Genomic DNA, 21,860 nt, shown 5'->3' with positions numbered 1-21,860 from the left:
CCACGGCACAGGCCGTCTGAAAGGAAACCACATGAAACAGCTCACCGCAGACGTCGTCGTCATCGGCGGCGGCACCGCCGGCATGGGCGCGTTCCGCAACGCCCTCATGCACACCGACAATGCCTACCTCATCGAAAGCCACACCTTCGGCACCACCTGCGCCCGCGTCGGCTGCATGCCCTCCAAACTCCTCATCGCCGCCGCAGACGCCCGCTACCACGCCCTGCACACCGACCCCTTCGGCGTCCATCTCGATAAAGACAGCGTGCGAGTCGACGGCCGCGAAGTCATGAACCGCGTCAAAACCGAACGCGACCGCTTCGTCGGCTTTGTGCTCGAAGACGTAGAAGCCTGGCCGTCTGAAAAACGCATCATCGGCCACGCCCGCTTCATCGACGAACACACCGTGCAAATCGACGACCATACACAAATCCGCGCCGATCGCATCGTCATCGCCACCGGCTCCCGCCCCCTCGTCCTGCCCCAATGGCGCGAAGCCGCGGGCGACCGTCTCATCGTCAACGACGACGTCTTCTCATGGGACACCCTGCCCGAAAGCGTCGCCGTCTTCGGCCCCGGCGTCATCGGCCTCGAACTCGGCCAAGCGCTCACCCGTCTGGGCGTGCGCGTCGAAATCTTCGGCCTCAGCGGCTCCCTCGGCGGCATCTCCGACCCCGAAGTCCTCGCCGAAGCCAAAAACATCTTCGGTGGCGAACTCGTCCTCCACCTCGATGCCGACACCGAAGTCGGCCGCAACGAAGCGGGCGACGTCGTCGTCAACTGGCGCGACCGCACAAACGGCGGGAGCGGCGTCTTCACCGCCCAATACCTGCTCGCCGCCGCCGGCCGCGTCCCCAACACCGACAACATCGGCCTCGAAAACCTCGCCATCGAACGCGACGCGCGCGGCGTGCCCCAAGCCCACCCGCTCACCATGCAGACCAGCATCCCGCACATCTTCATCGCCGGCGACGCCTCCAACCAGCTCCCCCTGCTGCACGAAGCCAGCGACCAGGGCAAAATCGCCGGCGACAACGCCGGCCGCTACCCGCACATCGAAAACGGCCTGCGCCGCAGCCTTATCGGCGTCGTGTTTACCGACCCGCAGATTGCCACCGTCGGCATGAAATACGCCCAAATGCGCGAACGCTACAAAAACCCCGAATGCGTCGCCGTCGGCGAAGTCTCCTTCCGCAACCAAGGCCGCAGCCGCGTCATGCTCGTCAACCGCGGCCGCCTGCGCGTCTATGCCGAACAAGGCAGCGGCCGCTTCATCGGCGCCGAAATGGTCGGCCCCGACGCCGAACACCTCGCCCACCTCCTCGCCTGGGCGCACCAAATGCGCATGACCATACCGCAAATGCTCGACATGCCCTTCTACCACCCCGTGATAGAAGAAGGCCTGCGCACCGCCCTGCGCGACGTCATGGCCAAACTCAAAATCGGCGGCGACCACCACACCGAATGTCAGGAATGCGCCGGAGACTGAACGCCCGCACAGCGTCCGCAGCCGACACGGAAAGGCCACATTCAGACGGCCTCTCGGCTGCATCGGCATTTTACTCCCTCCCCTGCGCCACAGTGTACAGACCGGACACAAAGGTAACACCCGTACGAAGACATAGGTAACACTTCCCCCGTCCCAACAGACGGAATCCCTACCATGCCTTGGAGAGAAACCACCGTGTCCCGAGAACGACAGGAATTTTTAACCCTAGCCCGACAACCCGACCGCAACATCAGCCGTCTGTGCCGACAATTCGGCATCAGCCGCAAAACCGCCTACAAATGGCTCAAACGCGACAGCACCCAAGAACAATCCCGCCGTCCGCACAACAGCCCGAAGCAGACAGGCAGCCGAACCGAACAGCAGGTACTCGCCGTACGCGACGAACATCCCGCATGGGGCGGCCGCAAAATCGCCCGCATACTGCAGCGCGAGCACGGCATACACATCGCCCCCAGCACCATCACCTCCATACTGCACCGCAACGGACGCATCATTCACGAAAACACCCATGCGGCACACAACCGGCAGCGTTTCGGGCATCCCTACCCCAACGCATTGTGGCAGATGGATTTCAAAGGCCATTTCGCCACCGGCGGCGGCCGCTGCCACCCGCTGACCGTTATCGACGACCGATCGCGCTACAACATCATCCTGCGCGCCCCGGCAAACGAGCACAGGGAAGGCGTACAGGCAGCATTGACCGAAGCATTCAGACAATACGGACTGCCCGACAGAATCAACACCGACAACGGCGCACCCCGGGGCGACAGCGCACAAGGCGGACTGACCCGCCTGGCCGCATGGCTTATCCGACTGGGCATCCGTCCCGGCCGCAGCCGTCCGCTGCACCCGCAGACCAACGGCAAAGACGAACGTTTCCACCACAGCCTGAAAGCCGAAGTGCTCAAAGGCAGAACCTTCGGCGGGATCGGACACTCCTCCGCAACACTACCGCAGCAGCCCGAGGGAATTTCCCGAACACTTGGCACCGGTCGAATACCTGCCGGGAGACTTGGTGCGCAAAACGGACACCAACGGCCAAATCAGCCTGCCGGGTCGGCAGATACGCATCGGCAAAGGGCTGGTCGGACAAACCGTAGCCTGCCGTCCGGTACAAAGCGAAGACGGTGTGTACGAAATCTATTTCTGTTTCTACCGCCTCGGCCGGATTGACCTGAACGACTTCTGCCAAACTGCCCGAAAAACTGTTACCCATGTCCCCGCACAGGTGTTACCTATGTGTCCGGTCTGTACACTGGGGCGCAGGGGAGGGTTGGGGAGGAGGTGGCAGTGTGCAGAACTGCTTTTGTGCCGTTTCCGCAAAAGTTGCCGAAGCATCGCAAGCCCCCACCCTAGCCTTCTCCCTTTTATGCCCCGAAGGGTACTGGCGGGAGAGGGGACTCTGTTGCTCCGACAGGTTTCAGACGGCCTCTGCTTGCGGTACGGCGGTAGGGTGTGCCGCCCGGCGGTGTGTGCGTTTAATGTGGAATTGTTGCAAAACCCCAAATACAGCGTGAACGGCAATGAATTCCGTCATTCCCGCGCAGGCGGGAGTCTTTTCAGGGTTTAAGCAATATAGGGTTTTGTCAGAAATGTTTTGACATTAAGCAAGATTCCCGCCTGTGCGGGAATGATGCCGTTTGGCAGGGAGTTGGGGTTTTGCAAAGGTTTCAATATCTGCTGTTTGCAAAAAGGCCGTCTGAAAGCGCTTGAATCTGCTTTTGACTTTGTTGCAGCTTCGCTTTCAGACGGCCTATCCGATGCGGCGGGCTCAGTCGCTTTCTTTGCGGTTTTGTCTGCCGGATGCGGCGTTTTTGCCGCCGCGTTCGTCCAGACGCCGCAGCAGTCCTTCGCGGGTTTCGGGTGTGCCGTCGTGGCACCAGATGCGGTAGAGGGTTTCGCGCACGGCGGCGGCGCTGTCGGGGCGGCCGCCGAGGTTTTGCCAGCGGGCGTTGCGGGCGGCTATCCAGCGGCGTTTGACGGGGTCGCCGTAGGCGTAGGTTTTGTAGGCGCTTTTTTTGCTGTCGCGGATGTTGAGGGAGGTGGCGGCGCAGTAGAGGGCTTCAGCGCTGATGTTGTCGGTGCCGCCGCGCTGCGGACGCAGGTTGAGGACGTAGCGCACGGTGCGGTCGGCTGCGGGGTGGATGCTGTCGCGGTCGATGAGGAGTTGGCCGGGGTAGGTGGGGGAGACGTAGAGTTCGGTCCAGCCGTCGGCGGCAGGGAAGAGGGGCAGGGGCTCTTCGGTTTCGGTGAAGGCGGCGCGGCGGCGGTCGGCTTCGGTTTCGACGTAGCGGGTGTTGTAGTCGGTTTCTTTTTCGCTGGCGTGTGCCAGCGGGGCGGCGAGGAGGAGGCTGAGCAGGAGGGTGCGGGTCATGGCTGTCCTTAGGGGTGGGAAATGCAGCGGATTGTAACACCGGCGGCAGGGTGGGCGGCGGTTTTGCGGCGGGCTGTGTGCCGCGCGGGGGCTTGGGCTATAATCCGCGGCTTTTTTGTGTGAGGAGCGTTTGATGGACGGACATTATCTGGATGTGAAGGGTTTGAAATGCCCGCTGCCGATTTTGCGCGCGAAGAAGGCGCTGGCGGCTTTGGCGAGCGGCGAGGTGCTGACGGTGGAGGCGACGGATGCGGGTGCGCCCGACGATTTTGCCGCGTTCTGCCGCCAGACGGGGCATGCCCTTTTGGCTTCGGACGAGGCGGACGGTGTGTTCCGTATGGTGTTGCGGCGCAAGTAGCGCGGATGCGGAGAGGCCGTCTGAAAACCCTGTTGCGGGGTTTCAGACGGCCTCTTTGTTTTTGTGTCGGACGGGTTTTGCTGTGCCGAAACTGTTTTTCAGAAACGTCATTCCCGCGTAGGCGGGGACGGACTTAAATTTCGCTGCCGCCGACGGTTAAGCCCGCGTCGATACGCAGCGTGGGCTGGCCTACGCCTACGGGCACGCTTTGGCCGTCTTTGCCGCACACGCCTACGCCGCTGTCGAGCGCGGTGTCGTTGCCGATCATGGAAACGTGTTTGAGCACTTCGGGGCCGTTGCCGATGATGGTTGCGCCCTTCACGGGGTATTGCGGTTTGCCGTTTTCCACCCACCAGGCTTCCGAGGCGGAAAACACGAATTTGCCGCTGGTGATGTCGACCTGGCCGCCGCCGAAATTCACGGCGTAGATGCCTTTGCCGATGGAGGCGATGATTTCGTCCGGCCCGTAGCTGCCGTTTTCCATAAAGGTGTTGGTCATGCGCGGCATGGGGGCGGAGGCGTAGCTTTCGCGGCGGCCGTTACCTGTGGGTGCAACGCCCATCAGGCGGGCGTTGGTTTCGTCTTGCATATAGCCTACGAGGATGCCGTCTTCGATGAGGGTGGTGCGGCCGGTTTCGTTGCCTTCGTCGTCGATGTTGAGCGAACCGCGACGGTGGGCGATGTCGCCCTGATCGACCACGGTTACGTCTTTGGCGGCCACGCGCTCGCCGATGCGGCCGGAGAACACGCTGGTCTGTTTGCGGTTGAAATCGCCTTCGAGGCCGTGGCCTACGGCTTCGTGCAGCAATACGCCCGGCCAGCCGTTGCCCAAAACGACGGTCATTTCGCCAGCGGGCGCGGGACGCGATGCGAGGTTGGTGAGGGCTTGTTTGACGGCGGCTTCGACATAGCCGCGCACGCGTTCGTCGTCGAAAAATTCGAGTCCGCCGCGTCCGCCGCCGCCCGCGCTGCCCATTTCGCGCCTATCGCCCTGTTTGGCAATGACGGTGACGCTCAGGCGCACCAGAGGGCGGATGTCGGCGGCGTGTCTGCCGTCGAGGCGGGCGATGTAGACCATGTCGTATTCGCAGGTAAGCCCGGCCATGACCTGCACGATGCGCGGGTCGGCGGCTTTGGCGGTTTCTTCGATGCGGTGGAGCAGGGCGATTTTGGCGGCGGCGTCCATGCTGCGGATGGGGTCGGCATCGTCGTGGATGCGGCGGACGCTTTTTTCAGACGGCGTGTGCACGGCCGTTTCGCCGCCCGCAGCGCCGATAACGCGCACGGTTTGCGCCGAGCGGTTGACGGAATCGAGGTTCAGGCTGTCGGCGTAGGCAAAGGCGGTTTTGTCGCCCGACACGGCGCGCACGCCCGCGCCCTGGCTGATTTGGAAGCTGCCCGATTTGACCATGCCTTCTTCGAGGTGCCAGCTTTCGTAGGCGGTGCGCTGGCAGTAGATGTCGGCATAATCGACGTGGTGCGCGCCGATAAGGGCGAGGCTGCGGGCGAGGTTTTCGGCATCGAGGCCGTTGGCGGCGAGCAGGTCGCGGCGGACGGTTTGGACGGTATCTTGGTGCGGCATAAGGATTTTCGCTGTTGCGGTTGGAGCGCGATTATACGGCATTGCCACGGAGGCAGATACGCCGTTTCGCGGCCGATAATCGGCAAAAATATTCTCTTTAAAAACAGCTTTCTAAAAATAAATCGGCAAAAAATCAAAATAAATCTTGATAACCATTATTATTTGTATATAATACGCCCTACCGGCTCACCGGCCGGGTCATTAAACAACGTTATTTCAGTCGTTCATATCAACTTTCATCAACAACTTTCTTGGAGATTCCTTTATACGATTCAGCCTTTTTCCTCGATACTCAAAAACCGAACCAAAGCACGAACCCGCAGCCTGAAACTGCGGGTTTGTGCCGTTTGGCGGCCGTCTGAACGGCTTTCAGACGGCCTTGTTATATAATCCGCCGCCTCCCGCAGAAAAGCCCGCAACATGACGCCCGAAACCCGAAAACAGCTCAAAATCACCGACACCGCCGCCAAAAAGCTGGAAAAGCTCCATCTGCACACCGCTTGGGATTTGGTGCTGCACCTGCCGCTGCGCTACGAAGACGAAACCCACATCATGCCGCTGCAAGACGCGCCCGTCGGCGTGCCCTGTCAGGTGGAAGGCACGGTGCTGCATCAGGAAGTCATGTTCAAACCGCGCAAACAACTGATTGTGCAAATCGGCGACAACGCGGGCAACGTGTTGTTTTTGCGCTTTATCCATTTTTACCCGAGCCAGCAGAAGCAGCTTGCCGTCGGCAAGCGCATCCGCGCCGTGGGCGAAATCAAACACGGTTTTTACGGCGACGAGATGATTCACCCCAAAATCCGCGATGCCGAAACGAGCGGCCTCGCCGAGAGCCTCACTCCGGTTTATCCCACCGTAAACGGGCTGAACCAGCCCACCCTGCGCCGCATCATTCAGACGGCCTTAGACGACACCCCGCTGCACGACACCCTGCCCGACGCGCTGTTAGGCCGTCTGAAACTGCCGCATTTGGCCGAAAGCCTGCGCCTTTTGCACGCGCCGCCGCCGAGCCTGAGCGTGCAGCAGTTGTCCGACGGCGCACTGCCCGCATGGCAGCGGCTCAAATTCGACGAACTTCTGGCGCAGCAGCTTTCCATGCGGCTGGCTCGGCAAAAGCGCATCAGCGGTCAGGCCGCACCGCTCACCGGCAACGGCACGCTGTCGCAGCCCCTGTTAAACGCGCTGCCCTTCGCCCTTACCCGCGCCCAAGAAAAAGCCCTTGCCGAAATCCGGCAGGACATGGCGCAAACCTTTCCCATGCACCGCCTGTTGCAGGGCGATGTAGGCAGCGGCAAAACCATCGTCGCCGCCTTGGCCGCACTCGCCGCCGTGGAAGCCGGCGCACAAGTGGCCGTAATGGCACCCACCGAAATCCTCGCCGAACAGCACTTTATCAAGTTCAAACAATGGTTTGATCCGCTCGGTCTCGACATCGCATGGCTCTCGGGCAGCCAGCGCAAAAAAGCCAAAGACGAAGCCAAAGCGCAGCTTTCAGACGGCCTGGTCAAAATCGCCGTCGGCACGCACGCTCTGTTTCAAGACGACGTGGCCTTTCAAAACCTCGGCCTCGTGATTGTGGACGAACAGCACCGCTTCGGCGTGGCGCAGCGTCTCGCCCTGAAAAACAAAGGCCGCGACGTCCACCAGCTCATGATGTCTGCCACCCCTATCCCGCGCACCCTCGCCATGAGCTTTTTCGCCGACCTCGATGTGTCCTTGATCGACGAACTCCCGCCCGGCCGCACGCCCATCCAAACCCGCCTCGTCAACAGCCTGCGCCGTGCCGAAGTCGAAGGCTATCTGCTGAACATCTGCCGCAAAGGGCAACAGGCATATTGGGTCTGCCCGCTGATCGAAGAGAGCGAAACCCTCCAGCTGCAAACCGCCACCGAAACCCTGGAGCAGCTTCAGACGGCCTTGCCCGAACTCAACATCGGCCTCGTACACGGCCGCATGAAAGCCGCCGAAAAAGCCGCTGTGATGGCCGAATTTGCCGCAGGCCGTCTGAACGTACTCGTCGCCACCACCGTGATCGAGGTCGGCGTGGATGTGCCCAACGCCGCGCTGATGGTGATCGAACACGCCGAACGCATGGGCCTGGCGCAACTGCACCAACTGCGCGGGCGCGTCGGGCGCGGCGCGGCCAAAAGCGTGTGCGTCCTTTTGTTTGCCGAGCCGTTGAGCGAATTGGCCAAAGCACGGCTGAAAGTGATTTACGAGCACACCGACGGCTTTGAAATCGCCCGCCAAGACCTCAACATCCGCGGCCCCGGCGAATTTCTCGGCGCACGCCAAAGCGGCGTACCCATGCTGCGCTTTGCCAACTTGGAACAGGATTTGCACCTGTTGGAACACGCCCGCGAAATCGCCCCGCAACTGATCGAGCAGCATCCCGACATCGTCAAAGCCCATTTGGACAGATGGCTGGCCAGCCGCGCCGCCTACATGGGCGCGTAAACGGCAAGAGGCCGTCTGAAAACGCGTTTCCGGCTTTTCAGACGGCCTCAAATACCGAATATGAAAACAGAAAACCCAACATGACCGAATTCATCCACCACCTTCCCGACGGCCGCCCCGTGCGCATTGCCGTGCGCTTTGCCGCCAAGAAAAACATCATCCTGCGCCCGCTTGCCGCCGATGCGCTGCGCGTCAGCGCGCCCAAATGGCTGGGGCGGCGCGGCTTGCAAGACTGGCTGGCGCAAAACGGCGAAACACTGCGGCGGACGCTGGCGCGTTGGCAGGAGCGGCCGTCTGAAAACCTTTCAGACGGCCTGCCGCAGGCGGTGTGGCTGCACGGCAGGCTGGCGCAAGTGGCAACCGATGCGGGCGTGGCGGAGGCGGTGTTTGACGGGCGGCGGATTCTGCTGCCGCCGATCGGCGCGGCCGCACAAAGGCGGCTGCTGAAAGACGCGCTGTACGCCTGCGCCGCGCAAACCCTGCCGCCGCGCCTGTGGGCGCACGCAGGCCGTCTGAACCTGCGCCCCGCCGCCGCCGCACTCACCGACGCCAAAACCTTTTGGGGCGTGTGCCGCGCGCGCACGGGCATCCGCCTCAACTGGCGGCTGGTCGGCGCGCCCGATTTCGTCGCCGACTATGTCTGCGTGCACGAACTCTGCCACCTGCCGCACCCGAACCACAGCGCGGCGTTTTGGGAGCTGGTTTCCCGCCACACGCCGCACACGCAGGCGGCGAAAGCCTGGCTCAAAGCGCACGGGCGCGAGCTGTTTGCGCTGGGCTAGGGGCTGTCGACATTTGGTATTGCGGCGGCTTTCTGACGCAAAATCCGCTTCGCAAACCAATTGTCAACAGCCCCTGGGGCGTGTTGCCGCAGTGGGAGCGGGGATGGAAAAGAGGCCGTCTGAAAAGGGTTTCAGACGGCCTTCGGTTTGATGCTCCTGTTTGCGCGCAAGCCGTTTGTAGCGGCGGACAAACCAGATCAGCGGCGGGGTAAACAGCAGCAGGATAAGCGGCTGGCGGCGCAGTTGCGACTGTTCGCGCTCGAAAACGGCGGTTTGTTCTTCGTAGCGGTATACGGCGGTGTTGCCGACGCTCATTTCGTAGAGCCGGCCGCCGTAGTAGCGGACGCGGGCGGTTTGGCCTGCGTGGCGGTAGGCACGGGTGCAGCTGTCTTTGTCAACCGTTTGGCAGTAAAGGTGCAGGTCTTCCGCGGCAGGCAGGTAGCAGAATCTGACGCGGTTGCTGCCGCTGCATTCGGGGGCTTGGGGCACGGTAAATTCGATGGTGGAAAGCCGGTCGCGCGGGATGCGGTAGTCGGCGGTGTAGTAATCGGCGTAGATCAGGATGTCCATGCCCTGTATCAGCCAGATCCCGACGAGCAAACCGGTCAGGTAGTTGCCGATGCCGGCAGGTGATGCGTCCTGCCCGCGTTTCAGCCGACGCGCCACGATAAAGCCGTGCAGGGCGCAAAAGGCGGTGAGGGCGCTCCATGCCGGCCAGGTAGCGGGAGGGTCGGGGAGGGCAAGCTGAAAGATGCAGGCGGAAACGGCTGCATAGAGTAGAAGCAGGAAGTTGAGCTTGTTGAGTGTGACGGTCATGGCGGGGCTTTCGGTTGGCAGTTTGGAGGCCGTCTGAAAAAGGTTTCAGACGGCCTTTGCTTGATCTGTACGTCAGCCAAACGCCGCCAGTTTTGCTTCCAGCGCAGCTTTGGCCTGCGGCCATTCTTCACGCAGCATGCTGTAAACCACGGTGTCGCGCACACTGCCGTCTTTACGCAGTTTGTGGCGGCGCAGGATGCCGTCTTTTTTGGCGCCCAGCCGTTCGATGGCGCTTTGCGAGGCGGTGTTGAGGATGTCGGTCTGCCAGCCGACACAGGTGCAGCCGAGAGTGTCGAAGGCGTAATCCAGCAGCATGAGTTTGCAGCAGGTGTTGATGCGGGTGCGCTGCGCGGAGCGGGCGTACCAGGTGTAGCCGATGTCGGCACGGGGGACGGCGGGGTCGGTGTTGTAGAGCGAGGTGCTGCCGACGATGCGGCCACTGTCTTCGTCGATAACGGCAAAGGCGGTGCGTGTTTGCAGGGCGGTTTGGATATAGGCTGCCACTTGATCGGGTGCGGGTGCGGTGGTGACTAAAAGCTCCCAGATGTTGCCGTCGCACACGGCTTCGCGCAGGGCGGTTTCGTGTTGCGGGGCGAGGGGTTCGAGGCGGACGCGGTTCAGACGCAGGGTGGGGGTGTTCATGGGTTTTCCTTGGTGTGCGTTTGTTTGTATGGGGGGATGTGGAAACGATGTTTTCAGACGGCCTTTCATATTTGAAAAAGCAGCCTGAAAGCGAGCTTGCGAGCTTCTGCGAAGCTAAAACCGTTTCCCCGTTTCAGGCTGCCTTATGGGCGTTTTATTTGTTATCCAACTTTGGCAATACCGAGCCTTCGCCCAGTTGCAACAATCCGCTTTGCGAGTAGATGCCGAGTTTGGCGCGGGTGTCGGTGATGTCGAGGTTGCGCATGGTGAGCTGGCCGATGCGGTCGAGCGGGGTGAAGGCGGCGTCTTCGACTTTTTCCATGCTCAGGCGTTCGGGCTGGTAAGTGAGGTTGGGCGATTCGGTGTTGAGAATCGAGTAGTCGTTGCCGCGACGCAGTTCGAGCGTTACTTCGCCTGTAATCGCGCGGGCGACCCAGCGTTGGGCGGTTTCGCGCAGCATCAGCGCTTGGCTGTCAAACCAGCGGCCTTGGTAGAGCAAGCGTCCCAAGCGCAGGCCGTTGATGCGGTATTGCTCGATGGTGTCTTCGTTGTGGATGCCGGTTACCAGGCGTTCGTAGGCGATGTGGAACAAGGCCATGGCGGGGGCTTCGTAGATGCCGCGCGATTTGGCTTCGATGATGCGGTTTTCGATTTGGTCACTCATGCCCAGGCCGTGGCGGCCGCCGATGCGGTTGGCTTCGAGGAAAAGTTCTACGGGGTCGGCGTATTCTTTGCCGTTGAGGGAGACGGGGACGCCTTCTTCAAAGCGCACGGACACGGTTTCGGCTTTGATTTCAATGTCTTCGTCCCAAAAGGCGACGCCCATAATGGGTTTGACGATTTTGACGCTGCTGTTAAGGAACTCCAAATCTTTGGCTTCGTGCGTCGCGCCGAGCATGTTGGAATCGGTGGAATAGGCTTTTTCGACGGACATTTTGTAGTTGAAGCCGTTGGCAATCAGGAACTCGCTCATTTCGTGGCGGCCGCCGAGTTCGTCGATAAATTGCTGGTCCAGCCAGGGTTTGTAGATTTTCAGCGCGGGGTTGGTGAGCAGGCCGTAGCGGTAGAAGCGTTCGATGTCGTTGCCCTTGTAGGTGCTGCCGTCGCCCCAGATGTTGACGTTGTCTTCTTTCATGGCGGAAACCAGCATGGTGCCGGTTACGGCGCGGCCGAGCGGGGTTGTGTTGAAATAGGGCATGCCGCCGGTGGACACGTGAAACGCGCCGCACTGGATGGCGGCGATGCCCTCGTGGGCAAGCTGGGCGCGGCAGTCGATCAGGCGGGCGTTCTGTGCGCCGTATTCCAGCGCTTTTTTCGGGATGGCGTCGTAGTCGGATTCGTCGGGCTGGCCGAGGTTGGCGGTGTAGGCGTAGGGCAGCGCGCCTTTGAGTTTCATCCACAACAGGGCGGCGGAGGTGTCCAGCCCGCCGGAAAAGGCGATGCCGACTTTTTGGCCGACGGGGAGGGATTGGAGGATGGTGGCGGTGGTCATGCTTGATCCTTTGCAGTTGTTGGGAAAACGGCGATTGTACCGCAGGCGGCGGGGTTGAGGCCGTCTGAAAATGCTGTTATACGTTTTCAGACGGCCTCTATGGCTGTTGGCAGGCGTCAATACAGGAGAGGGAAAATGGCTTTTATCCACCCGAATAAGCCGGCAAATTTGCTGGCGATGGATGCGCGGACGCGTTATGAATATTTTGTGCGCAAGGTGGTGGATTTTGAGGCGGTGTGGCTGTTGGAAGACGGTGCGGGCGGTGTCCGTGTGGTCGGATCTGACGGCAGGGCGGTGTGCCTGTATCCGGAAGAGGCGGTGGCGGAAGCCTTGGGCGGGGCGGGCTTTTCCGTCCGTCAAATGACGCTGTGTGCTTTTCTCGTGTGGCTGGACGCTTTGGCAGGGCAGGGGATGCGGTGTGCGGTGTTTCCAAACGGGGACGGCGATGCGGTTTCCTGTGCACTCAGGCAGTAAAAAAGGCTTGGTTTTTAAACCAAGCCTTTGTGTTGTCTGGTGGAGGTAAGCGGGATCGAACCGCTGACCTCTTGCATGCCATGCAAGCGCTCTACCAACTGAGCTATACCCCCGAATTTTTTGGTGGCGAATCAGGGACTCGAACCCCGGACACAAGGATTATGATTCCTCTGCTCTAACCGACTGAGCTAATTCGCCGTGAAGTTAAGCCGTGATTATACGGCTTTTTTCTGCTCGGGCAACCGCTTTTTCAAGGCTTTTTCTTTTCCGATTGATTTTAATCGTTAAAAAACCGCTTCACAGTTTGTGGCAGATGTCGCCGCGGGCAAAGCCCTGCCAGTCGACGCCGATATTGCGGCCGAAGGCGATAACTTTGAACAGCTCGCCCATTTCGTGCGGCATCAGGAGCTTTTGCAGGGCGGAGGCCGTCTGAACGTAGGCGGGGGAGTCGGGCGGCAGGTTTTGCCGTTCGAGCAGTTCGGTAATGCCGAGGTTGAGCAGGAAATCGGCCTGTGTGGTGTAGCCGATCAAATCCAATCCGCCGTCGGTGCCGGCTTGTGCGGTGTCGGTGAAATTGACGTGGGCGGTGAGGTCGGTGAGGCCGACGCGGAAAAACGGGTCGTGCACGGTGTGGTGGCGGTAGTGGCCGATGAGCGTGCCTTCGTTGCGCTGCGGATGGTAATACTGGGCGGCATCGAAACCATAGTCGATGAAGATGATGCCGCCGCGTGTGAGGCGTTCGGCCAGCGTGCGTACGAACGCGTATTGTGCGGGATGCAGCTCACCGGTGTAAGGCTCTGCGTCAGGGAAATATTGCGCGGCGGCTTGCAGCAGGGCAGGGCGGGTAAGCGGCGATGTGCGGCGGACAAACTGCCCGTTTTCCAAGCCGACGCCGATTTGCCAAAAGCAGCCGTGTTCGCGGCGCACGAGTTCCACGGGCATGGCATCGAGTACTTCGTTGCCGATAACGATGCCGTCGACGGTATCGGGTAAGGCGTTGAGGTGGACGACTTTGGCGGCGGCTTCGGGGGTGGTGTTGTCGGCGATGAACTGGCGTTGCCGTTCGGCCAAGTCGGGCGAGAGTTCGACGATGTAATAGCGGTTGAGGCCGTCTGAAAGGCTGTTGAGCAGCGTGGCGGCCAACTCGCCCGTGCCTGCGCCGAATTCGTAAACGTTGCCGGCGGTTTGTGGCAGCAGGGCGGCGATTTGGCGGGCTAGGGTTTGGCCGAACAGCGGGGTGAGTGTAGGCGCGGTAACAAAGTCGCCCTGTGCGCCGATTTTGTGCGCACCGCCTGTGTAGTAGCCGTATTGCGGGGCGTAGAGGGCGAGTTCCATAAAGCGGGAAAAGGGGATGAGGCCGTCTGAAAGGGCGATTTCTTCTCGGATGGTTTGTTTGAGGCGTTCGGAAGATTCGAGGGCTTCTGCGGAGGGTTCGGGAAGGTTTGCGGCGGTCATGGTTAACTTGTGTAAAAATGAAATGGCAATCGCGATGATTGACGGTGTAAAAGTGCGGGGCGTTACTGTTTCGTCGGTATGCGGCGAAATGTTAAGTGCGTGTATTTTATACGGGAAGGCGGTGCGGGTGGTATGACAAGGCATTGCGCTCTTGTGCGGAGGCTGGTTCGGGCTACCTTTAAGTATCTGTTCCTTATTTTGTTTTCCCGATTTTTCCGTTTGACCGTATGCCGTGTTTTTATTTATAGTACGGCCTGAGTGGGGGAAAGTGGTGCAAAGTGTGTCAATTTTCCCTGGTTGAAGAATTTTTCGGGCGCGTTTTATGTTTGGCGGCATTCACGATTTAAATATCGACAGCAAAGGACGGTTGGCGGTTCCCGCCAAGTTCCGTGATTTGCTGCTGCGCAAATACACGCCCGCACTGGTTGCCACGCTGGAAAACCGCGAGCGGCTGCTGCTTTATCCCGAAAGCGTTTGGGAGCAGGAAGCGCAGCGGCTGATGTCGGTAAACGTGGCGGGCAACGCCAAACTTTCGGCGTGGCGCGATTTGCTGCTCAACAATGCCGAAGTGATGGAAATGGATGCGGCGGGGCGGATTCTGCTGCCCGCCAACCTGCGCCGCAAAGTGCAGCTTGATAAGGAAGTGGCGCTGACGGGCAGGGTTAACCGTTTGGAGCTGTGGGACAGGGAGGTGTTCCACGCCAAAGACGATGCCGCGCTCGATATCGATCCCGAAGAGCTGGATTTCGAGCTGGGTCAGATAGGATTTCAGCTGTGAACGGCGAAACGTTCTCCCATGTCACCGTTTTGCTGAACGAAGCGGTCGATGCGCTGAACGTGGTTTCAGACGGCATCTATGTTGATGGAACTTTTGGACGCGGCGGACACTCCCGCCTGATTTTGTCCAAGCTCGGCGAAAACGGCCGCTTGATTGTGTTCGACAAGGACCCGCAGGCGGTTGCCGTGGCGCAGGAATTGGCGCGGCAGGACAGCCGCGTCAGCGTGGTGCACGACGGTTTTTCCTCTTTTCAGACGGCCTTGGATGCGCTGGGTATCGGAAAAATAGACGGTGCGCTGTTCGATTTGGGCATTTCGTCGCCGCAGATAGACGACGGTTCGCGCGGATTCAGCTTCCGCTTCGATGCGCCCCTGGATATGCGGATGGACACCACGCGCGGCATGTCGGCGGCGCAGTGGCTGGCAGTTGCCGATGAAAACGAAATTTGCGAGGTAATCAGGAATTATGGTGAAGAGCGGTTTGCCCGCCCGATTGCGCGCGCCATTGTCGCGCAGCGCGGCGAAAATCCTGTCGATACAACCGGCAAGCTGGCGCGTATCGCGGCGCAAAACGTCCGTACTCGCGAGCGCGGCCAAGATCCGGCGACGCGGACGTTTCAGGCCGTTCGGATTTTCATCAACCGTGAGCTTGAAGAAATAGAAGCGGTGCTGCCGCAGGCGGCAGGCCGTCTGAAAAGCGGCGGCAGGCTGGCGGTGATTGCCTTCCATTCCTTGGAAGACCGCATTGTCAAACAATTTTTCAAACGGTATTCCGCCCACGAGCCGCTGCCCAAATGGGCGATGGTGCGCGATGCGGATCTGCCGCAGCCGCCGCTGAAAACGGTCGGAAAACCCATGAAGGCGTCGGAAGATGAAGTGGCGGCCAATCCGCGCGCCCGTTCGGCGGTGCTGAGGGTGGCGGAGCGTACCGAAGGCGCATTCGGCGGCCGTGAGGCCGTCTGAAAACCAACAGAGTTTGCGGAAGCAAAAACGGATGAACTATATCAATATCGCATTGCTGGTGCTGGCGCTCGGATCGGGCTTTGCCGTCGTCTCCCAGCAAAACCGCGCCCGCCAGCAGCATATCGAGCTGGCGGAGGCGGAAAAGCAGCAGCAGGAGCTGGAAAAGGATTTCGCCCGCCTGCAACTCAAACAGGCGGAATTGTCGAACCACCGGCTGGTCAGACAGGCCGCCGCCCAAGCAGGGCTCGCGCCGCCGCAGGCCGCCGACACCCGAGTGGTGGAAACCGAATAACAACAAAAACCGGCCTGTGCCGGACACGCAGAGAAAATTCCCACAAGAAAGCAGTAGCAGTATGTTGATTAAGAACGAATACAAGCCGAAGATGCTGCCCGGGCAGGAAAAGAGCAAAAAGCCGGTTACCAGCAACGGGCGGATTTATTTCATGCTCGGCGCGCTGGGCGCCGGTTTTCTTGCGCTGATCGGACGCGGCCTGTATCTGCAGACTTCGCATCACGAATTCCTCACCGAAGAAGGCAACAAACGCTTCGTGCGCACCGTGAAGCTGCCCGCCGCGCGCGGCCTGATCAGCGACCGCAACGGCGCGCGCCTGGCATTGAGCGCGCCCGCCGAATCCCTGTATGCCATCCCTTCCGAAGCCAATCTCACGGCCGAAGAAATCGAAACCCTTTCCGAGATGATCGACGTGCCCGCCGACATCATCAGCGAGCGCCTCGACAGAAAAAGCACCGTTTCCTATATCGCACGCCGTCTGAAACCCGATACCGTCGCAGCCGTGAAAGCGCTCGGCATCGACGGCCTGAAATTCCGCGACGACAAAGAAAAAGACGGCACGCCTTCCGGCACGCAGTCGCTCTACGTGCGCCCGGGCGAATTGGCCGTGCTGCCCGACGATGCCAAGCTGCAAGAGCTGGCCGACGTGCTCAATCCCGCCATCCAGTCCAAACTCGACAAAAAAAGCGTCGAAGTGCTCAAAGCCGATATGGGCAAAAAAATCGACTTCGTGTTTCTCAAACGCCAGTTGAAACCCGAAACCGCCAAGCGGATTGCCGCCTTGAAAATCAAAGGTCTGGCTTTCCAGCAGGAGCCGCAGCGGCACTATCCGGGCGGCAGCCTGTTCGCGCAGATCATCGGCTTCACCAATATCGACGGCAAAGGCCAGGAAGGCTTGGAATTGTCGCGCGAAAAAGAACTGCACGGCCGCGACGGCCGCAAAGTCGTGCTGCGCGACAACAAAGGCCACATCGTCGACAGCATGGAAGACGGCGGCAGCCGGGCGCCGCACGATGGCCGCGACATCGTTTTATCGGTCGACCAGCGCATCCAAACCCTGGCCTACGAAGAGCTGACCAAAGCTGTGGCACACCACCAGGCCAAAGCGGGCAGCGCCGTCGTGCTCGATGCCCGCACGGGCGAAATCCTCGCCATGGTCAACGGCCCGTCCTACGATCCGAACGAACCGGGCGAAGCCGACAGCGACCAGCGCCGCAACAGAGCCGTGACCGATATGTACGAATTCGGCTCGGTACTCAAACCCTTCCCCATCGCCAAAGCGCTGGACGACGGAAAAATCAACCCGCGCTCCCAGTTCAACACCCAGCCGTACAGCATCAGCGGTCATCCCGTGCGCGACACCCACCTGTATCCCTCGCTCGACGTGCGCGGCATCATGCAGAAATCGTCCAACGTCGGTACCAGCAAAATCTCGCTGATGTACGACGCCGAAGACATGTACGACTACTACCGCAGCCTCGGTTTCAAAACCAAGCCCGATATCGGCTTCCCCGGCGAAGCCGCAGGGCAGCTGCGCAACTGGAAAAACTGGGGCAAATTCGACCAGGCTACCATGTCCTTCGGCTACGGAATGCAGATGAGCCTGCTGCAACTGGCGCGCGCCTACACCGTGCTGACCGCCGACGGCCGCCTGATGCCGCTTTCGATTGAAAAACTCGACGGCGCACCCGACGGCGAACGCATCCTCAAACCCGACACCGCCAAAGCCATGCGCAAAATCATGGTTGCTGTTACCGAAAAAGGCGGCACGGGCACGGCGGGTGCGGTTGAAGGCTTCGACGTCGGCGCGAAAACCGGCACGGCGCAGAAAGTCGTCGGCAGGGGCTATGCCCGCGACAAACACATCGGCACGTTTATCGGCTTCGCTCCGGCGGACAAACCGCGCGTTATCGTTGCTGTTGCCATCGACGAGCCGCGCGCCAACGGCTACTACGGCGGCATCGTCGCCGGCCCGGTCTTCAAAGACATCATGTCGGGCAGCCTCAACATCCTCGGCGTCACGCCCACCAAGCCCGTAAAAGCCGCCGTGCCCGCTGCCGGATAAGGAAACCAGCCATCATGTTCAGCGATTCGAACCCGCCGGTGGAAACCGGCTTTCCGCCTCTGCTGTGTGAAAACGCAGCAGGGCGTTTGTTGCATTCGGACAGCCGCCAAATCAAGCGCGGCGATATTTTCGTCGCCTGCCAGGGCGAATATTCAGACGGCCGCAGCTACATTTCCGCCGCGATTGCCAATGGCGCGGCGTTTGTGTTTTGGGACGACGACGGCGCGTTCCAATGGAATCCCGAGTGGAACGTGCCCAATCAGGGCATCAAAGACTTGAAACACCGCGCGGGCATCCTCGCCGCGCAAGTGTACGGCAACCTTTCAGACGGCCTCAAAGTCTGGGGCGTAACCGGTACCAACGGCAAAACCTCGATTACCCAATGGCTCGCGCAGGCGGCAGATTTGCTCGGCGACAAAACCGCGATTATCGGTACGGTGGGCAACGGCTTTTGGGGCGCGCTCGAAGACACCACCCACACCACACCTGCGCCGGTGGAAGTGCAAACCCTGCTGCACCGTTTCCGCGAACAGGGCGCAACCGCCGCCGCGATGGAAGTGTCCAGCCACGGCCTCGACCAAGCCCGCGTCAACGGTACGGCTTTTCAGACGGCCGTGTTTACCAACCTCACGCGCGACCATCTCGACTACCACGGCACAATGGAAGCCTACGGCGCAATCAAATCACGCCTGTTTTACTGGCGCGGCCTGAAACACGCCGTGATTAATTCAGACGACCCCTACGGCGCAGAGTTGATAGGCCGTCTGAAAGCCGACCGCCCCGATTTGGCCGTGTACGGCTACGGTTTCGGCGAACAAGCCGACATCCGCATCACAGGGTTTGCCGCCGCTTCAGACGGCATGGAAGTTGCCCTCGACACGCCGTGGGGCAAAGGCAGTGTCAAAACCCGCCTCTTGGGGCGGTTCAACGCGCAAAACCTCGCCGCCTGCGTGGGCGTATTGTGTGCCGACGGTTATCCGCTCGATAAAGTCTTGGCCGCGCTCGCGCAAATCCGCCCCGCCACCGGCCGCATGGACTGCATCATCGAAAGCGGCAAGCCGCTGGTGGTGGTCGATTACGCCCACACGCCCGACGCGCTGGAAAAAGCCCTCGCCACCCTGCAGGAAATCAAACCGCAGGGCGCGGCCTTGTGGTGCGTGTTCGGCTGCGGCGGCAACCGCGACCGGGGCAAACGCCCATTGATGGGCGCGGCGGCGGTGCAGGGTGCGGACAAAGTCGTCGTCACCAGCGACAACCCACGCATGGAAAATCCTAACGACATCATCGCCGACATCCTGCCCGCCGTATCCGCGCCCGAGCGTGTCGAAGCCGACCGCCGCGCCGCCATCGAATTTGCCGTGCAGCACGCCGCAAGTGCCGACATCATCCTGATTGCCGGCAAAGGCCACGAAACCTACCAAGACGTGCAGGGCGTGAAACACCATTTTTCCGACTTTGAAATTGCCCAAGCGGCGCTGGCAAACGGCAGTAAAAGCAAAAAGGCCGTCTGAAAGCTGCAAAACCCTTTTCAGACGGCCTTTCTTATGGCGGAGGCCGTCTGAAAACAGGAGTCAGCAATGAACATGAAAAAACTGGTCAAACTCAGCAATATCATCGGCATCGTCTCGGTGCTGCTGCTGGTGTACTGGGTGTTTGCCTTCATACTGGCGCAGGTGTTCGGCCTCAAAGTGTTTCGCGAACACATCACCGAAATGTTCGCCATGAGCGTGCTGGGCATCATCGCCCTGATGGCGGGCGCGCTGATGCTCAACATCATGCTGAACCTGACCCGCATTGCCGAGCGCAATCAGGAAACGGCGGTGGCGGGCGGCAAAAAAACGGCGTGGCTGCTGCCGGCTCTGTTTCCCCTGCTGGCCGCGCTGCTGTTTGGCGGCAACTACCTTTCCGAACAGCGCAAGCAGCGGATTCTGCTGCAATCGGCCGAGCGCATCGTGCAAAGCGGCGACACGGCTTCTTTGGCCGACTACCGCTTCGATCTGCCCTACATCCTGCAAACGGCCGACACGCTCAAACTGATGGAAAAGGAAAACACCGCCTTTCGCAACGTTTTCCTGATCACGCCGGACACCATCGGCGGCAAACCCGTTTACCTGGCCTTTTACGACGAGGCCGACAGCTACCGCAACCTAGCCGACATGCAGCCCGCCGCCGACGGTTTCACCGCCAAAGAGCGGGACAACGTCAAAACCGTGCGCAAAATCGACCACGTCTACACCACCGACCCCGCCGACCGCGCCTACCTGCAACAAGCCTTCGCCGGCCGCGAAGGCAGCCGCTTCCGTGCCGACGGCGGCAACTACACCCTGTACTACCCCTACCGCAAAAACGGCAAAACCGTCGTCCTTGTTTTTTCCGATTACCAGCAGTACGGCAAATTCGGCAGCTAAGGCCGTCTGAAACCGACAATCCACCCAAAATCCAAGCAAACCATGAAACCACTAGACCTAAACTTCATCTGCCAAGCCCTCAATCTGCCGCTGCCGTCGGAAAACCGCGCCGTGTCGCGCATTGTTACCGACAGCCGCGACATCCGTGAGGGCGATGTGTTTTTCGCGCTTGAGGGAGAGCGTTTCGACGGCCATGATTTTGCGGCAGACGTATCGGCCGCAGGCGCGGCGGCGGCGGTGGTGTCGCGCGGAGACTGCGCCGGTTTGCGCGGTGCGCTGCTTGTGGGCGACACGCTGGCAGCCTTGCAGACGCTCGCACACGCGTGGCGCAAAAACGTGAATCCGTTTGTGTTCGGCATCACCGGCTCGGGCGGCAAGACGACCGTGAAAGAAATGCTGGCCGCCGTGTTGCGCCGCCGTTTCGGCGAAGAGGCGGTGCTGGCGACGGCGGGTAATTTCAACAACCATATCGGCCTGCCGCTCACGCTGTTGAAATTAAACGAAAACCACCGCTATGCCGTAATTGAAATGGGCATGAACCATTTCGGCGAGCTGGCGGTGCTGACACAAATCGCCCAGCCCGATGCCGCGCTGGTCAACAACGCCCTGCGCGCCCATGTCGGCTGCGGCTTCGACGGCACGGCCGACATCGCCCGTGCCAAAAGCGAGATTTATCAGGGTTTGGGCGCAGACGGTTTGGCCTTGATTCCCTGCGAAGATGCCAATGCATCGGTTTTTCAGACGGCCTCTGCCGCGCACAAACAGCAGACTTTCGGCGTGGACAAAGGCGGCGTGCACGCGCAAAACATTGTGTTGAAACCGCTCTCGTGCGCATTTGATTTAGTGTGCGGCAATGATCGCGCCGCCGTGTCGCTGCCCGTGCCCGGCCGCCACAATGTCCACAACGCCGCCGCTGCCGCCGCGCTCGCGCTGGCCGCCGGTTTGAGTTTGCAGGAAGTGGCCGACGGCCTGAAAGATTTCAGCAATATCAAAGGCCGTCTGAAAGTCAAACGCGGCATCAAAGGCGCGACGCTGATTGACGACACTTACAACGCCAACCCCGACAGCATGAAAGCCGCCATCGACGTACTGGCCGCGCTGCCCGCGCCGCGCGTATTTGTGATGGGCGACATGGGCGAGTTGGGCGAAGACGAAGCCGCCGCGATGCACGCCGAAGTCGGCGCGTACGCCCGCGACAAGGACATTGAAGCGGCATATTTTGTCGGCGACGAAAGCGTGGAAGCGGCGGAAACTTTCGGCGCGGCAGGCTTGTGGTTTGCCGCCAAAGACCCGCTGATTCAGGTGCTGGAATACAACCTGCCCGAGGGCGCGAGCGTTTTGGTGAAGGGTTCGCGCTTTATGGAAATGGAAGAAGTCGTCGGGGCGCTGGAAGAGAAAGAGGCCGTCTGA

Annotated in this window: 18 protein-coding genes, 2 tRNA genes and 1 pseudogene; 13 read left to right on the top strand and 8 right to left on the bottom strand. The window is 60.6% G+C overall.

Annotation, left to right across the window (positions count from 1 at the left end):
• The first annotated feature begins 31 nt into the window (after nucleotides 1–31).
• Together CGZ77_RS10055 and CGZ77_RS10050 are read left to right on the top strand one after the other, a co-directional pair.
• Nucleotides 32–1,489 (top strand): dihydrolipoyl dehydrogenase, encoded by a 1,458-nt coding sequence (locus CGZ77_RS10055; RefSeq protein WP_009425347.1) that lies wholly within the window; start codon nucleotides 32–34, stop codon nucleotides 1,487–1,489.
• A gap of 174 nt (nucleotides 1,490–1,663) precedes the next feature.
• Nucleotides 1,664–2,705, top strand: a pseudogene (locus CGZ77_RS10050) (DDE-type integrase/transposase/recombinase); the annotation flags it as partial.
• A 576-nt stretch (nucleotides 2,706–3,281) separates the two neighbouring features.
• Here CGZ77_RS10050 and CGZ77_RS10045 read toward each other — a convergent pair.
• Nucleotides 3,282–3,884: a CNP1-like family protein gene (locus tag CGZ77_RS10045; RefSeq protein ID WP_009424910.1), complete on the bottom strand. Its 603-nt coding sequence runs from the start codon at nucleotides 3,882–3,884 to the stop codon at nucleotides 3,282–3,284.
• Between the two features lie 133 nt (nucleotides 3,885–4,017).
• Here CGZ77_RS10045 and CGZ77_RS10040 point away from each other — a divergent pair, with 133 nt between their 5' ends.
• Complete coding sequence (locus CGZ77_RS10040) at nucleotides 4,018–4,242, top strand: sulfurtransferase TusA family protein (RefSeq protein ID WP_009424911.1); 225 nt, start codon at nucleotides 4,018–4,020, stop codon at nucleotides 4,240–4,242.
• Between the two features lie 133 nt (nucleotides 4,243–4,375).
• Here CGZ77_RS10040 and tldD read toward each other — a convergent pair whose 3' ends face one another.
• Nucleotides 4,376–5,866: a metalloprotease TldD gene (gene tldD, locus CGZ77_RS10035; protein ID WP_036495424.1), complete on the bottom strand. Its 1,491-nt coding sequence runs from the start codon at nucleotides 5,864–5,866 to the stop codon at nucleotides 4,376–4,378.
• 378 nt (nucleotides 5,867–6,244) lie between these two features.
• Here tldD and recG point away from each other — a divergent pair, with 378 nt between their 5' ends.
• Both recG and CGZ77_RS10025 read left to right on the top strand, forming a co-directional pair.
• On the top strand, nucleotides 6,245–8,284 hold the full coding sequence (gene recG, locus CGZ77_RS10030) for an ATP-dependent DNA helicase RecG (protein WP_009424916.1): 2,040 nt from the start codon (nucleotides 6,245–6,247) through the stop codon (nucleotides 8,282–8,284).
• Nucleotides 8,285–8,364: 80 nt separating this feature from the next.
• Nucleotides 8,365–9,066 carry a M48 family metallopeptidase gene (locus CGZ77_RS10025; RefSeq protein WP_036495425.1) on the top strand — a complete coding sequence of 234 codons (702 nt, stop codon included), beginning with the start codon at nucleotides 8,365–8,367 and terminating at the stop codon, nucleotides 9,064–9,066.
• 63 nt (nucleotides 9,067–9,129) lie between these two features.
• Here the strand turns inward: CGZ77_RS10025 and CGZ77_RS10020 are convergent, their stop codons facing one another.
• From CGZ77_RS10020 to argG, 3 genes are all read right to left on the bottom strand, one after another.
• Nucleotides 9,130–9,882, bottom strand: coding sequence for a hypothetical protein (locus CGZ77_RS10020; RefSeq protein ID WP_009424918.1), 753 nt, complete (start codon nucleotides 9,880–9,882; stop codon nucleotides 9,130–9,132).
• A gap of 72 nt (nucleotides 9,883–9,954) precedes the next feature.
• Nucleotides 9,955–10,524 (bottom strand): GNAT family N-acetyltransferase, encoded by a 570-nt coding sequence (locus CGZ77_RS10015; RefSeq protein ID WP_007341893.1) that lies wholly within the window; start codon nucleotides 10,522–10,524, stop codon nucleotides 9,955–9,957.
• A gap of 154 nt (nucleotides 10,525–10,678) precedes the next feature.
• On the bottom strand, nucleotides 10,679–12,016 hold the full coding sequence (argG, locus tag CGZ77_RS10010) for an argininosuccinate synthase (RefSeq protein WP_009424919.1): 1,338 nt from the start codon (nucleotides 12,014–12,016) through the stop codon (nucleotides 10,679–10,681).
• A 135-nt stretch (nucleotides 12,017–12,151) separates the two neighbouring features.
• On the opposite strand from argG, the gene CGZ77_RS10005 reads away from it, so the two are divergent.
• Entirely contained in the window at nucleotides 12,152–12,490 is a 339-nt protein-coding gene (locus tag CGZ77_RS10005) for a DUF2750 domain-containing protein (RefSeq protein ID WP_051040394.1), read from the top strand.
• Between the two features lie 37 nt (nucleotides 12,491–12,527).
• Here the strand turns inward: CGZ77_RS10005 and CGZ77_RS10000 are convergent.
• The 3 genes from CGZ77_RS10000 to CGZ77_RS09990 all read right to left on the bottom strand — a co-directional run bounded on the left by CGZ77_RS10000 (nucleotide 12,528) and on the right by CGZ77_RS09990 (nucleotide 13,945).
• Nucleotides 12,528–12,603, bottom strand: a tRNA-Ala gene (locus CGZ77_RS10000).
• An 8-nt stretch (nucleotides 12,604–12,611) separates the two neighbouring features.
• Nucleotides 12,612–12,688, bottom strand: a tRNA-Met gene (locus tag CGZ77_RS09995).
• A gap of 99 nt (nucleotides 12,689–12,787) precedes the next feature.
• Nucleotides 12,788–13,945, bottom strand: coding sequence for a class I SAM-dependent methyltransferase (locus CGZ77_RS09990; RefSeq protein WP_009424921.1), 1,158 nt, complete (start codon nucleotides 13,943–13,945; stop codon nucleotides 12,788–12,790).
• A gap of 322 nt (nucleotides 13,946–14,267) precedes the next feature.
• Here CGZ77_RS09990 and mraZ point away from each other — a divergent pair, with 322 nt between their 5' ends.
• The 7 genes from mraZ (at nucleotide 14,268) to murF (ending at nucleotide 21,860) form a co-directional block, all read left to right on the top strand.
• The gene (gene mraZ, locus CGZ77_RS09985) at nucleotides 14,268–14,723 is read left to right on the top strand and encodes a division/cell wall cluster transcriptional repressor MraZ (protein ID WP_009424922.1); all 456 of its coding nucleotides are present in this window, start codon (nucleotides 14,268–14,270) and stop codon (nucleotides 14,721–14,723) included.
• The gene (gene rsmH / locus CGZ77_RS09980) at nucleotides 14,720–15,685 is read left to right on the top strand and encodes a 16S rRNA (cytosine(1402)-N(4))-methyltransferase RsmH (protein WP_369830579.1); all 966 of its coding nucleotides are present in this window, start codon (nucleotides 14,720–14,722) and stop codon (nucleotides 15,683–15,685) included. The genes mraZ and rsmH overlap by 4 nt, the downstream gene beginning before the upstream one ends.
• 31 nt (nucleotides 15,686–15,716) lie before the next feature.
• Nucleotides 15,717–15,977 carry a cell division protein FtsL gene (gene ftsL / locus CGZ77_RS09975; protein ID WP_009424925.1) on the top strand — a complete coding sequence of 87 codons (261 nt, stop codon included), beginning with the start codon at nucleotides 15,717–15,719 and terminating at the stop codon, nucleotides 15,975–15,977.
• Nucleotides 15,978–16,038: 61 nt separating this feature from the next.
• Nucleotides 16,039–18,042 (top strand): penicillin-binding protein 2, encoded by a 2,004-nt coding sequence (locus CGZ77_RS09970; RefSeq protein WP_009424926.1) that lies wholly within the window; start codon nucleotides 16,039–16,041, stop codon nucleotides 18,040–18,042.
• A 14-nt stretch (nucleotides 18,043–18,056) separates the two neighbouring features.
• Nucleotides 18,057–19,553 carry a UDP-N-acetylmuramoyl-L-alanyl-D-glutamate--2,6-diaminopimelate ligase gene (locus tag CGZ77_RS09965; RefSeq protein WP_094031156.1) on the top strand — a complete coding sequence of 499 codons (1,497 nt, stop codon included), beginning with the start codon at nucleotides 18,057–18,059 and terminating at the stop codon, nucleotides 19,551–19,553.
• Nucleotides 19,554–19,619: 66 nt separating this feature from the next.
• Nucleotides 19,620–20,450 (top strand): hypothetical protein, encoded by an 831-nt coding sequence (locus CGZ77_RS09960; protein ID WP_009424928.1) that lies wholly within the window; start codon nucleotides 19,620–19,622, stop codon nucleotides 20,448–20,450.
• Between the two features lie 42 nt (nucleotides 20,451–20,492).
• Nucleotides 20,493–21,860 carry a UDP-N-acetylmuramoyl-tripeptide--D-alanyl-D-alanine ligase gene (murF, locus tag CGZ77_RS09955; RefSeq protein WP_009424929.1) on the top strand — a complete coding sequence of 456 codons (1,368 nt, stop codon included), beginning with the start codon at nucleotides 20,493–20,495 and terminating at the stop codon, nucleotides 21,858–21,860.

It is taken from the genome of Neisseria sp. KEM232 (assembly GCF_002237445.1).
Taxonomy (GTDB): domain Bacteria; phylum Pseudomonadota; class Gammaproteobacteria; order Burkholderiales; family Neisseriaceae; genus Neisseria.
The sequence above is the reverse complement of the archived record's forward strand: the minus strand, read 5'-3'. Positions and strand labels throughout refer to the sequence as shown.

What these genes read in the sequence shown, in the direction of transcription:
- CGZ77_RS10045 (WP_009424910.1), bottom strand. Translation starts at nt 3,884, where the DNA reads ATGACCCGCACCCTCCTGCTCAGCCTCCTCCTCGCCGCCCCGCTGGCA.
- CGZ77_RS09990 (WP_009424921.1), bottom strand. Translation starts at nt 13,945, where the DNA reads ATGACCGCCGCAAACCTTCCCGAACCCTCCGCAGAAGCCCTCGAATCT.
- ftsL (WP_009424925.1), top strand. Translation starts at nt 15,717, where the DNA reads ATGAACTATATCAATATCGCATTGCTGGTGCTGGCGCTCGGATCGGGC.
- tldD (WP_036495424.1), bottom strand. Translation starts at nt 5,866, where the DNA reads ATGCCGTATAATCGCGCTCCAACCGCAACAGCGAAAATCCTTATGCCG.
- CGZ77_RS10040 (WP_009424911.1), top strand. Translation starts at nt 4,018, where the DNA reads ATGGACGGACATTATCTGGATGTGAAGGGTTTGAAATGCCCGCTGCCG.
- CGZ77_RS09960 (WP_009424928.1), top strand. Translation starts at nt 19,620, where the DNA reads ATGAACATGAAAAAACTGGTCAAACTCAGCAATATCATCGGCATCGTC.
- CGZ77_RS10025 (WP_036495425.1), top strand. Translation starts at nt 8,365, where the DNA reads ATGACCGAATTCATCCACCACCTTCCCGACGGCCGCCCCGTGCGCATT.
- argG (WP_009424919.1), bottom strand. Translation starts at nt 12,016, where the DNA reads ATGACCACCGCCACCATCCTCCAATCCCTCCCCGTCGGCCAAAAAGTC.
- recG (WP_009424916.1), top strand. Translation starts at nt 6,245, where the DNA reads ATGACGCCCGAAACCCGAAAACAGCTCAAAATCACCGACACCGCCGCC.
- mraZ (WP_009424922.1), top strand. Translation starts at nt 14,268, where the DNA reads ATGTTTGGCGGCATTCACGATTTAAATATCGACAGCAAAGGACGGTTG.
- CGZ77_RS09970 (WP_009424926.1), top strand. Translation starts at nt 16,039, where the DNA reads ATGTTGATTAAGAACGAATACAAGCCGAAGATGCTGCCCGGGCAGGAA.
- murF (WP_009424929.1), top strand. Translation starts at nt 20,493, where the DNA reads ATGAAACCACTAGACCTAAACTTCATCTGCCAAGCCCTCAATCTGCCG.
- CGZ77_RS09965 (WP_094031156.1), top strand. Translation starts at nt 18,057, where the DNA reads ATGTTCAGCGATTCGAACCCGCCGGTGGAAACCGGCTTTCCGCCTCTG.
- CGZ77_RS10015 (WP_007341893.1), bottom strand. Translation starts at nt 10,524, where the DNA reads ATGAACACCCCCACCCTGCGTCTGAACCGCGTCCGCCTCGAACCCCTC.
- CGZ77_RS10055 (WP_009425347.1), top strand. Translation starts at nt 32, where the DNA reads ATGAAACAGCTCACCGCAGACGTCGTCGTCATCGGCGGCGGCACCGCC.
- CGZ77_RS10020 (WP_009424918.1), bottom strand. Translation starts at nt 9,882, where the DNA reads ATGACCGTCACACTCAACAAGCTCAACTTCCTGCTTCTACTCTATGCA.
- CGZ77_RS10005 (WP_051040394.1), top strand. Translation starts at nt 12,152, where the DNA reads ATGGCTTTTATCCACCCGAATAAGCCGGCAAATTTGCTGGCGATGGAT.